General features: G+C 33.3%; 10 protein-coding genes and 2 tRNA genes. 1 reads left to right on the forward strand and 11 read right to left on the reverse strand.

Features of this window, described 5'->3' with window-relative positions; translation table 11 throughout:
- Window positions 1-5 precede the first annotated feature (5 nt).
- From ACFWV9_RS15100 to ACFWV9_RS15140, 9 genes are all read right to left on the reverse strand, one after another.
- Window positions 6-80: transfer RNA gene (locus tag ACFWV9_RS15100), tRNA-Val, on the reverse strand.
- Between the two features lie 43 nt (window positions 81-123).
- Window positions 124-198, reverse strand: a tRNA-Val gene (locus ACFWV9_RS15105).
- Between the two features lie 61 nt (window positions 199-259).
- On the reverse strand, window positions 260-1,477 hold the full coding sequence (locus ACFWV9_RS15110; RefSeq protein ID WP_411896066.1) for a bifunctional folylpolyglutamate synthase/dihydrofolate synthase: 1,218 nt from the start codon (window positions 1,475-1,477) through the stop codon (window positions 260-262).
- A gap of 3 nt (window positions 1,478-1,480) precedes the next feature.
- Window positions 1,481-2,323, reverse strand: coding sequence for an energy transducer TonB (locus tag ACFWV9_RS15115; protein ID WP_411896067.1), 843 nt, complete (start codon window positions 2,321-2,323; stop codon window positions 1,481-1,483).
- A gap of 40 nt (window positions 2,324-2,363) precedes the next feature.
- The gene (locus ACFWV9_RS15120; RefSeq protein WP_411896068.1) at window positions 2,364-2,756 is read right to left on the reverse strand and encodes an ExbD/TolR family protein; all 393 of its coding nucleotides are present in this window, start codon (window positions 2,754-2,756) and stop codon (window positions 2,364-2,366) included.
- Window positions 2,757-2,758: 2 nt separating this feature from the next.
- Complete coding sequence (locus ACFWV9_RS15125) at window positions 2,759-3,454, reverse strand: MotA/TolQ/ExbB proton channel family protein (protein ID WP_411896069.1); 696 nt, start codon at window positions 3,452-3,454, stop codon at window positions 2,759-2,761.
- Between the two features lie 63 nt (window positions 3,455-3,517).
- Window positions 3,518-4,909: a sodium:proton antiporter NhaD gene (gene nhaD, locus ACFWV9_RS15130; protein ID WP_411896070.1), complete on the reverse strand. Its 1,392-nt coding sequence runs from the start codon at window positions 4,907-4,909 to the stop codon at window positions 3,518-3,520.
- A 13-nt stretch (window positions 4,910-4,922) separates the two neighbouring features.
- Window positions 4,923-6,149 carry a Glu/Leu/Phe/Val dehydrogenase dimerization domain-containing protein gene (locus tag ACFWV9_RS15135; protein ID WP_411896077.1) on the reverse strand — a complete coding sequence of 409 codons (1,227 nt, stop codon included), beginning with the start codon at window positions 6,147-6,149 and terminating at the stop codon, window positions 4,923-4,925.
- 74 nt (window positions 6,150-6,223) lie between these two features.
- Window positions 6,224-7,291 carry an anhydro-N-acetylmuramic acid kinase gene (locus tag ACFWV9_RS15140; protein ID WP_411896071.1) on the reverse strand — a complete coding sequence of 356 codons (1,068 nt, stop codon included), beginning with the start codon at window positions 7,289-7,291 and terminating at the stop codon, window positions 6,224-6,226.
- 91 nt (window positions 7,292-7,382) lie between these two features.
- Between ACFWV9_RS15140 and ACFWV9_RS15145 the strand changes: the two genes are divergently transcribed.
- The gene (locus tag ACFWV9_RS15145) at window positions 7,383-8,525 is read left to right on the forward strand and encodes an acyl-CoA dehydrogenase (RefSeq protein ID WP_411896072.1); all 1,143 of its coding nucleotides are present in this window, start codon (window positions 7,383-7,385) and stop codon (window positions 8,523-8,525) included.
- A gap of 59 nt (window positions 8,526-8,584) precedes the next feature.
- Here ACFWV9_RS15145 and ACFWV9_RS15150 read toward each other — a convergent pair whose 3' ends face one another.
- Together ACFWV9_RS15150 and pta are read right to left on the reverse strand one after the other, a co-directional pair.
- Entirely contained in the window at window positions 8,585-9,772 is a 1,188-nt protein-coding gene (locus tag ACFWV9_RS15150) for an acetate/propionate family kinase (protein WP_411896073.1), read from the reverse strand.
- 12 nt (window positions 9,773-9,784) lie between these two features.
- Window positions 9,785-11,878 (reverse strand): phosphate acetyltransferase, encoded by a 2,094-nt coding sequence (gene pta / locus ACFWV9_RS15155; protein ID WP_411896074.1) that lies wholly within the window; start codon window positions 11,876-11,878, stop codon window positions 9,785-9,787.
- Window positions 11,879-12,126: the final 248 nt, after the last annotated feature.

Genomic DNA, 12,126 nt, shown 5'->3' on the forward strand with positions numbered 1-12,126 from the left:
CTTTGTGGGTCATACTGGATTCGAACCAGTGACTTCTACCCTGTCAAGGTAACACTCTAAACCAACTGAGTTAATGACCCTTTTATTAAAAACCAAAAAAGTCCACATATCTGTGAACTCTTGTGGGCGCGAAGGGATTCGAACCCCTGACCCCTTGGGTGTAAACCAAGTGCTCTGAACCAACTGAGCTACGCGCCCGATAATTGGACTGCAAATATAGATTAGTTTTTAAAATCTCAAAAGGATTTTATTAAAAAAATTAAATAATTTCAGCAACTACAAATGTGCTTCCGCCAACAAAAATAAGATCATTATTATTAGCGTTTAACTTGGCATCGTTTAATGCTTCATTAACCGAATTGAATGACTCAGAGACTAGACCATAATCTTTAAAACTAGTTTTTAATTTTTCAGAATCTAGTCCTCTTAAAACATTGGGTTTACACAAATAGTATTTTGCGGACTTGGGCAACAATGGTAAAATTGTAGATAGGTCCTTGTCATTAACCACACCGAAAACAATATGCAATTTATCAAAGGATTCTGACAGTAGTTGTTCAATTACATATTTTAGCCCTTCTTTATTATGAGCAGTATCACAAATTATTTTTGGGTTACTACCAATAACCTGCCAACGACCCATCATCCCAGTATTAGAAGCAACATTTAACAATCCTATTTTTAAATGATTTTTTGAAATATTAAAGTTTCCTTGGTTTAAAACCTCAAAAGATTTCAATACTGCTTTAATATTCATCAATTGATATGAACCCTTTAAATCACTGTCAAAGACTTTATTGATTTCTTTGTCAGCAAAGTAAATATCAGAATTATTTTGTGCTGCTATATTTTTGAAGACATGTGATAATTCTGTTTGTGTCTCTCCAATTACAACTGGAATATTAGGCTTAATTATACCTGCTTTTTCACTTGCAATTGCCTCTAGTGTATTTCCCAAAAACCGCATATGATCAAATCCAATATTTGTAATTATTGAAAGTTGTGGTGTAATAATATTCGTAGAATCTAATCGTCCTCCCATACCAACTTCAACCACTGCAATATCTACCTTTTTTCTAGCAAAATAATCAAAGGCCATTCCCACCGTCATTTCAAAAAAAGAGAGTTGATTGTCTTCAAAAAAATTACGGTTTCTATTAATAAAACCAATAACAAATTGTTTGCTTATTGGCTTACCATTTATCCTAATACGCTCTCTAAAGTCTTTTAAATGTGGAGAGGTATACAAGCCGACATTGTAACCGGCTTCTTGTAGCACTGATGCGAGCATATGGCTAGTTGAGCCTTTTCCGTTTGTACCAGCTACATGAATAGATTTAAATTTCGCCTCGGGATTATTAAGATGGCTTGCTAATTTTATAGTATTATTTAGGTCTTCTTTATAAGCACTTTTACCTTTATTTTGATACATAGGTAATTGCTTAAACATCCATGAAACTGTGTCCTTATAATTCATAGATTATTGACCTAAGTCAAAATTAATACTTACAAAACCTATCTGCCTTGCAGGTGCATAAGGATCTGCAGGCCATCTATGAGACTTTGCTATTTTAAGTGCTGGCTCTAATAAACAAGGATGTGTATTAGTCGTTCCTTGTGCACGTTCTGCATTTACTACTTCACCACTTCTATTAACTTCAATTCGAACTACTACTAATCCCTCTTCATTACATTCTTGTTTATAAATTGTTCGAGTTGGTGTCCCTCTACCATTCAAACCATAGCCAACACCTCCTTTACCTGGACCTGAATCACCAAATTTACTTGCCGCATAGGGCTTACCATTCGTTTGCCCTATATTACCAGGTCTATTCTCAGAACCATCACCACCATCAGTTTTACCATCAGAATTTTTTACACCACCAATTAGATTATCTAACTTCTTTCGCTTTTCTTCTTCCTCTCTTCTTTTTCTTTCCTCAGCTTCGTGCTTTTGCCTTTCAATTCGTTCTGCTTCTGCCTTTGCTTTTGCCTCTGCCTCTTTTTGTTTTTTTATGGCAATTTCTTCTGCATTGTCTTCAGTGATAACCTCTTCGGTTTTTGACTCTGCTTTAGTTGGTTCAACTTTAGAAGTCTCAGGTTGAGAATCTTCAATTTGTTCTTTAACAGCTTTCTTTGGTTGGCTCAATGGCCTGTTACCACTTCCAAAATCAGAAGTGCCAAAATTAACCGCTACACCATATTCTTCAGGTGGGTCTAAATATTGAGGACCAACAACAAAAAGAAGTAGCAATAGAATAACTGAAATCAGTGTTGTTATTCTTGCCGAATTACGTTCATGTTTGGTCTCTAAATACTTCACTTATCAAAGTTTCTTAGAATAATTTCAAAATTAATGCCATTTATTTTGGCTTAACTGCCAAAATAACCTTGAATTTATTTCTGTTAGCAATATCCATTACCTTTACAACATTCTCAACCGGTACGGATTTTTCTGCCCTTAATACAATTGTAGGTTTTTCTTGATCTGATAATGCAGTAATGAGTTCGTTTTCTAGTATACTCTCACCAACTCTTTTCTGATCTATATAGTAAGTTAAATCTTTTTTAATACTGACTGCAATAGATTTTTTGTTTTCAGTTTTACCACTAGCCTTGGGTAAAATAATATCTATGGCACTTGTGGTTACAAGTGTCGAAGCTATCATAAAAAAGATCAGTAGTAAGAAAACAATATCGGTCATTGAAGCCATATTGAATTCTGGTGTGACTTTATTTCTTCCTCTAATATTCATAATTAGATTGGCTCATTTAAATGGTCTAAGAATTCCACAGAATTGGCTTCCATTTGATATACCACCTTATTTGTTCTAACCACAATGTGGTTATATGCAACATAAGCGATAATACCAACAATTAAACCTCCCACAGTAGTCGTCATTGCAGTATATAAACCACTTGCTAAAACATCCATCTGAATTGTTCCTCCGGCATTAGCTAGTTCAAATATTGAAAGAATCATACCCACAACTGTTCCTAAGAAACCAATCATTGGTGCCACACCTGAAATTGTTGCCAAAATGCTAACATTTTTCTCCAAACTATAAATTTCAAGTCTACCAGCATTTTCAATGGCCGTATTTATATCTTCTAATGGTTTACCAATCCTTGTAATACCTTTTGAAATTAATCTTGACACAGGAGAATTAATCTGAGCACATAGCATTTGTGCTGAATCTATTTTACCATTACTCACATGGTCTTTAATTTGATTCATGAAATTTGAATCAACCTTCGAAGCCGCTTTAATTGCAAATATTCGTTCAAAATAAATGTAAGTCGCAACTATTAGTAACAAGAAGAGAATTAAAATAATTACCATACCTGAAGTTCCTCCACTGGTAATTAACTCAATTATTGAAAGGGTTTTTTCTACTGACTCGCCATCAGTTAATAGTTCAGTTTCATCCTGAATATTACTTAGTAATATCATATGACCAGATTTAATTTTTAAAGTTCTTGTAAGTTATAACGCTAAGTTTTTCACTAAAGTATGTTAGAAAATAGCTCTTGTTGCCATAAAAGCAATTGCGCCGGCAATAAATCCAACTAATGCTAACCAAGATATTTTTCTTAGATACCAAAAGAAATCAATTTTTTCCATACCCATGGCAACAACTCCTGCTGCCGAACCAATGATTAACATACTACCACCTGTACCCGCAGAATATGCTATGAAATGCCATAATTGATTATCCAAAGGCTCAGAAAACATACCTAAACTAGCTGCTACCAAAGGTACATTATCAATCACTGCAGAGCCAACACCAAGAAGAAGTACCACTAAATCAGAAACAACAGTACCGGCAGGCTCAGAACCTAATAGACCAATATTTTCCTTAAGACCATCTGCAAATCCAAATAGTATACCTAATGACTCTAATGCGGCAACAGCCATTAAAATTCCTAAGAAGAAAAGTATACTTGGTAATTCTATTTTTGACAATGAATAATGTACTGGACTATGACTTGCATGTTCATGATGCTCGTCTGAAGTAACTGCAGAAATCGCAAATTTTGAATTACTATAAATTTCAGCAAAAATTGCAACCACACCTAAGGAAAGCATCATACCAACATATGGTGGTAAATGTGTAATAACTTTAAATACAGGAACAAATACTATTGCTCCTAAACCTAAAAACAACATGGTTGAACTAAACTTATTCTTAGGTTTATTATCATCTGCCTGTAATTCTAATTCACCTTTAAAAGAAGGTAATAACGAGGCTATAAAAGTCGGTACCACCATACATAACAATGAAGGGATAAACAAGTAAATAAATAATTTACCAGTTGAAACCTTATCGCCAATCCATAGCATGGTTGTAGTAACATCACCAATAGGAGACCAAGCACCTCCTGCATTTGCCGCTATTATAATTAAACCAGCATACCATATTCTAATATCTCTGTTTTTTACAATTTTTTGAAGAATAGAAATTAATACTATTGTTGCAGTTAAGTTATCAATGATCGCTGATAAAATAAATGCTAGAATAGAAAACATCCAAAGCAATTTTTTTCGGCTATTAAAATTAACTGCCGTTTTAATTGTAGAGAAACCATCAAAATAATCTATTATTTCTACTATGGTCATTGCACCCAATAAAAACACTAAAATCTCGGCAGTTTTACCCAAATGATGCAATAGTGTTTCTTCCATGAGATGCATCTTTTCTTCATGACCTAACATCCCAAAATTCTCCATCAAACTATGTTTGCCAGAGTCAAACCATTGTGAAAAATCATCAATTCCTAATGAAATTAAAGCCCAACTAATAGCCATCATTACTAAGGCAGGAATCAATTTATCTATTTTGATATTATGCTCTAATGTTATGGCTAAGTAGCCACCAATAAAAACGAGAATTATTACGGTTTCCATATTATGGGTTATTTTATATTAGTTGTCTTAATGCTATTTCAAAAGCGGTTTCGCTAACGCCAATTTTATTCGGGTTCTTCTTCTTCACCTCTCTCAGTGCTTTTCGTATCACTTTAGAAGTATCTTTAAAAATTGCTTCATCAGTCATTTGAACTTTTCGCTCCATAAAGTAAGCAAAAACTCTTGCCATTCCACAATTTGAAATAAAATCTGGTATTAAACTTACTTTTTGATCTGTATGTTCCATAATTGGACCAAAAAATATTTCTTTATCTGCAAACGGAACATTAGCCCCACAGGTTATTACTTCTAAACCAGTGTTAATCATTTGATCAATTTGGTCTTTAGTTATTAATCTTGACGCAGCACAAGGTGCAAATACTTCAGTTTTTAAGGACCATATCAAACTATTAATTTCCTCAAAAGGTATTAAATTTTCAGCAACTAAGGTGTTACCATTTTTTTGAAGATATAAATTTGTAATTTCATTAAATGAAAATCCATCTGGATTAATTAATCCTCCAGCTATGTCAATAATACCAACAATTTTTGCGCCCATTTGAGCAAAATAAAAAGCCGCTGCTGCTCCAACGTTTCCAAACCCTTGAACAACAACTCTTTTACCTTTTATGGAGTCATCATTGAGATCGTAGAAATGCTTGGATGCAATTGCAACGCCATAACCAGTTATCATATCTGCAACTGTATACTTTCTAGAAACATCTGGAGAATATTTGGGATTCTCAATTACCTTGATTACACCATGTCTTAACTGACCAATTCTATTGATTTTATCGGCTATTGTGGGTTTAAAATGACCTTCAAAAACCCCTTCTTGTGGGTGCCAAACACCACTTTCCTCTGTAATTGGTATCACCTCATGTATTTCATCAACATTAAGGTCACCACCCGTACCATAGTAACTCTTTAGTAAAGGTGAAACTGCATTGTACCAACGCTCTAACACACCTTTTTTTCTTGGATCTTGTGGATCAAAGTTAATTCCTGATTTAGCACCACCAATCAAAGGACCTGAAACAGTAAATTTTACTTCCATTGTTTTAGCTAGTGATAATACTTCGTTCTGATCAAGACCTTTTCGCATCCGTGTTCCTCCGCCTGCCGCACCACCTCGCAAGGAGTTGATAACAGTCCAACCTTCAGCCTTTGTTTCGGGATCGTTCCAATGAAATACGATTTCAGGAGATTTATTCTCGTACTTCTGAAGTAATTCCTTTATCAAGTGTTTTGATTTAGTTAGTTACAACAAATATAAAAAACTAAAAAAGCTACAAAGTCAATTAATAATTAAATTTATAATTGTGGTGTAAATATTTTTCCAGATGAATGATTCTTTTTCGCACCTGTAACACTTGCTAAGCAATTTATTTCATTCCTTTCTCTCAAAACTCCAAGAAAAGCAAAAATTAATGCTTCTTTGAATTCAATTATTTCATTAGATGGAATGACAATATCCAAATCAGTATGAAACTGAATTCTAGACATAAGATACTTATTATATGTACCACCTCCAGTAATCAAGACGTTTTTACCTAAGCCACTTATAACTTTAGTAATTTGAATAGCAATGTGTTCTACAAAAGTGCTTAATTGATCTTCGAGATTTAATCTGTACTTTTGAATTATTGGAAATATATTTTCCTGAACCCATTCTAAACCTAATGATTTTGGGTGAGTTAAACCATAAAATGTTAGACCATTCAATTCCTCTAATAACTCTTTATTTATATTTCCTTTTGATGCAATGATTCCATCTTCGTCATATTCTAATCCAATTTTTGAAATAAGATGGTTAAGCACAATATTAACAGGACATATATCAAAAGCAATTCTTTCTTTTTTAAATATGAAAGAAACATTTGCAAAACCACCTAAGTTCATACAATAATCAAAATCCGAAAATAAAATACTATCACCAATTGGTACGAGTGGTGCTCCCTGACCACCAAGTTCTATGTCTTGTATTCTAAAATCACATATTACTTTTTGATCTAAAGTATCAGCAAGAGATTGCCTATTACCAATTTGATAAGTAAATCCTTTATTAGGCTGATGCAATGCAGTATGTCCATGCGATGAAACAAAATCAATATATTCTATGTTATTTCTTTGGATATATTCTTTTATGACAAGTGCTAAATATTCGCAATAAGATAAATCCAATTCTGATAATTCCTCTCTAGAATAACTAATCAATGTACTTAGTTTTTCTTTCCAATGACTCGAATACGGAATTGTTTCAGAACTGATTATATTAAAATTCCATTTAGAATTAAAACTAAATTTAACATAGACGAGATCTATACCATCTAGTGATGTTCCAGACATAACACCCACTACATTATATAAAGATTTTATCATATTAGTAAAAATAGTATTACTTATTGAAAATACAGCAAGAAACAGTTATCTTTGCGTGAAATTTTTATCAAATTAATAATTATTCAATTTTATGGACTTTAGTTTAACCGAAGAGCATTTAATGATACGTGATGCCGCACGTGACTTTGCAAAAACAGAATTACTTCCTGGCGTTATAGAACGTGATGAAAAACAAGTTTTTCCCAATGAATTAGTCAAAAAAATGGGCGATTTAGGATTTATGGGAATCATGGTAGATCCAAAATATGGAGGTAGTGGAATGGATACCATTTCATATGTATTAATTATGGAAGAACTTTCTAAAATTGATGCATCAGCCTCAGTCATAGTATCCGTAAATAATTCATTGGTTTGTTATGGTCTAGAAAAATATGGAACTGAAGAGCAAAAACAAAAATATTTAACGAAGCTTGCAACAGGTGAGTTTGTAGGTGCTTTTTGTTTGAGCGAACCAGAAGCTGGTAGTGATGCAACTTCACAAAAAACAACAGCAATAGACATGGGCGACCATTATGTAATTAATGGTACAAAGAACTGGATAACTAATGGCGGACGTTCAGATGTATATTTGGTAATTGCACAAACTGACAGAGAAAAAGGACACAGAGGAATAAATGCATTTATAGTTGAGAAAGGAACTCCAGGGTTTGATATTGGTCCTAAAGAAGATAAATTAGGTATTAGAGGAAGTGATACGCATACACTTCAATTTAATGATGTTAAGGTGCCAAAGGAAAATAGAATTGGAGAAGATGGATTTGGTTTTAAGTTTGCAATGAAAACTTTATCAGGAGGTCGTATTGGTATTGCTTCACAAGCATTAGGTATTGCTTCTGGCGCTTACGAACTTGCATTAGAATACTCTAAAGTGAGAAAAGCTTTTGGTACTGAAATATGTAACCACCAAGCTATCGCATTTAAAATAGCTGATATGTATACAGAGATCGAAGCTGCGCGTCATTTAGTGATGAAGGCTGCATGGGAAAAAGATCAAGGTATAAATCATGACATGGCGAGTGCTATGGCAAAACTATATGCTTCTAAAGTTGCAATGGAACAGACTGTTGAGGCAGTTCAAATTCATGGTGGTAATGGTTTTGTAAAAGAATACCATGTGGAACGCCTAATGCGTGATGCAAAAATTACTCAGATATATGAAGGAACATCAGAAATTCAGAAAATAGTAATTTCAAGAGGTGTTATTAAAGGATAAATATTAAATAAATAACAATTTATAAAACCGAGTAGAATTACTCGGTTTTTTTATTTCACTCATTTGTTGAAAAGCGTAAAAGTTTGTCTTGCAATTTCCAATTCTTCATTCGTGGGTATCACTAATATTTTCACTTTTGAGTTTTCCTTGCTAATATCCATCATATCAGATGCTTTTGAGCTATTCTTAGATTCATCCATTTCAATACCAAAAAACTCCATATCCTTACAGACCATTTTTCGAATAAGCTCTGAATTTTCACCAATACCAGCAGTAAAGACGACACAATCTAAGCCATTCATCGCTGCAATGTAAGATCCTATATATTTCCTAATTCTGTAAACATTCATATCTAATGCAAGTTTACAATCAGTACTCCCTTTTAAGGCTTCTTTTTCAATATCTCGTAAATCACTATAACCTGTTAATCCTAGCATACCGCTTTCTGTTTGTAAAATACGATTTACATCTTCAATGTCGTATTTTAGTGTATTTACCAAATAAAATATTAATGAATGATCTATATCGCCTGAGCGCGTACCCATTATCAAACCATTTGCAGGTGAAAATCCTAAGCTATGATCTATACTTTTCCCATTTTTAACTGCAGAAATACTGCATCCATTCCCTAAGTGAATGGTAATTATTTTAGAATTCTCTAACCCTAAATATTTAATAGCTCTTTCAGAAACATATTTATGACTGGTACCATGAAAACCATAAAGTCGAATTTTGTGTTTATCTAGAAAATCATTTGGTATTGCATATTTATATGCTTTTTCGGGTATAGAATGATGAAATGCGGTATCAAATATTGCAGCTTGCTTTGCATTGGTAAAGATTGATTCTGCTACATTTATTCCTTCAAGATTAGCAGGATTATGAAGTGGTGCTAAGGTGAACAACTCTTCAATTTTTGATTTTACAACTAAATTGATTTCAATTGTATTTTTAAAAGTACTACCTCCATGTACAACCCGATGGCCCACAGCTTCTATTTCTTCAATTGAATCAATGGCGCCATTATTTCTATCTTTTAATAAATTCACGATATAATCTAGAGCATTTTTATGATCGGATATTTCAACTTGCTCATCAACATTGAACTTAGAAGAATTGTGCTTAATTCTTGAGTCTAATTGACCAATTCGGTCTATAACACCAGAACAAATAACCATTTCATCTGGCATTGAAAACAATTGGTATTTTACAGAAGAACTACCTGAGTTTAATACTAGTACTATCATGCTTTTAAAATTCTATTCTTGCGCCTGAATTGCCGTAATGATAACTGTATTGAATATATCGTCAACTGAGCAGCCTCTACTCAAATCGTTAATTGGCTTGTTTAGACCTTGTAACATTGGCCCTATGGCTAAAGCACCTGTTTCTCTTTGTACAGCTTTGTATGTATTATTACCCGTATTTAAATCTGGGAAAATCAATACACTTGCCTGACCAGCTACTTCAGAATTGGGAAGTTTCTTCTTCCCTATTTCGGGATCTACTGCTGCATCATATTGAATCGGTCCTTCTACTTTTAAATCAGGCCTTTTCTCTTTAACTATAGCTGTAGCCTTTTTTACAGTATCAACATCCTCTCCTTGACCCGAAACTCCTGAAGAATATGATAACATAGCTACTTTAGCGTCAATACCGAAGGCAATACCAGAATCTGCAGAAGCAATTGCAATATCAGATAGTTGCTCAGCCGTTGGATTTGGATTTATGGCACAATCTCCAAAAACACTAACCCTATCCTCTAAACACATAAAGAAAACTGAAGAAACTACTGAAAAGCCAGGTTTAGTCTTAATAAATTGCAGTGCTGGTCTTATAGTGTGTTGTGTAGTGTGTGCTGCTCCTGAAACCATACCGTCAGCCAATCCCTTATAAACCATCATAGTTCCAAAATAAGATACGTCCCTCATAAGATCTTCAGCTGTAGCAGGACTAATACCCTTATGTTTTCTTAATTCAAAAAGTGTGGCAGTAAAATCTTCAAGAAAATCAGATTCGTTAGGATTAATAATAGGTGTTTTATTAAAATCAAAAGGTATATTCAGCCGTTCAACAGAAGATTTAACTTTAGTGATTTCTCCTAAGATTGTTAAATCAATTATATCTAATTCTTGAAGTTTTGAAGCAGCAATTAAAATACGATCATCATTCCCTTCTGGAAGAATAATATGTTTTCTTTCTTGCATTGCTCGTTTCATCAAATAATACTGAAACATCCTTGGTGTCATCAATTTACTAGCCTCGAACGATTCAAGGTGTTCCATCAACCGATCCACATCAATATGTGTTTCAAATGTATCAATTGAAATCTTTATTTTTTCTGTATTTGTTGAATATATGTGTGAACGAACATTAGCAAGCTGAGATGCTATATTAAAAGTGGGTTCTTTAACCCTTACGATTGGTATAACTTTATCTAAACCATCAATTAGTTTAATTACTGATTTAGATAATTCCATATTACCACTTAGAATAATACCAGCGAGACTTGGGTAATTAGATGAAATGTTTGCCTGTAAACTTCCCATAAGAATATCTTCGCGATCTGCCGGTGTTACAATAACAGCATCCTCTGTTAAATGCTCTAAAAAGTGTTGTAATTGCATTGCACCAATTTCAATTCCACCTGTTGGCCTATCTAGTAATTCTGATCCAAAGAGTATATCTGCATCAATATATTCAGTAAGTTCCTTCATAGTTGGATTTTTCAACTTAGTGTGAAGAGGGATAGCATTAGCAATTACAGCAGATGGCAATAATTTTTTAATATTTTCTCTTATGGTAAGCAAATTTTGTTCTTCAACTTTATTTGCTATCACTCCTATGACATTAACATCTTTCAGTTTAAATGAATCATAAGTAAGGTGCAAACTGTCTACAAATTCATCAACAGATTTATTCAAAGCACCTGAAATTATTATTACAGGTATTCCAAGATTCTTAGCAATTAAAATATTCAAATCCAATTCAATAATTGAGCTGAAATCTGAAAAATCACTTCCTTCAACAATAATAAAATCGAATCTTTCTTCAAGTTTTTTATACTTTGATATAATCTTGTTTAAGATCGAATCCTTCTTACCATTATTCCATTTCTTAATAAGTTTTGACATCGAATAGCCATAAGCATCTTCATATTCTATATCTATAGAAAAATAAGACAAAATTGTATTTATATGATTGTCCTTTTTCCTGTCAGAATTATCATCAATTACAGGACGAAAATACCCTACACTAGGTTTATACCGTAACAAGGCGTTCATGAGGCCAATGGTTAGTATTGATTTCCCACTATTTGCATCATTAGAAGCGATATATATAGCTTTGTTCATATGAATCTTTTGATATTACAATTGACCAATTTTTAGAGCTTGGACTTCATTTAAAACCTCAATAAATAAAACCCTAAATCAGAAACACAAATTTACTTTGGTTAATATAATTTGATTGAAGAATAAATAAAAAGTTTTAAACAAAAAAAGCCCTTTGCAAAGAGCAAAGGGCTTTCAAAAAAGGCGGCGACCTACTCTTCCACAGTAAGCAGTACCATCGGCGCTAACGGGCTTAACTACTCTGTTCG

Origin of the sequence: Winogradskyella sp. A2 (assembly GCF_046762865.1) — a bacterium.
Lineage (GTDB): Bacteria > Bacteroidota > Bacteroidia > Flavobacteriales > Flavobacteriaceae > Winogradskyella.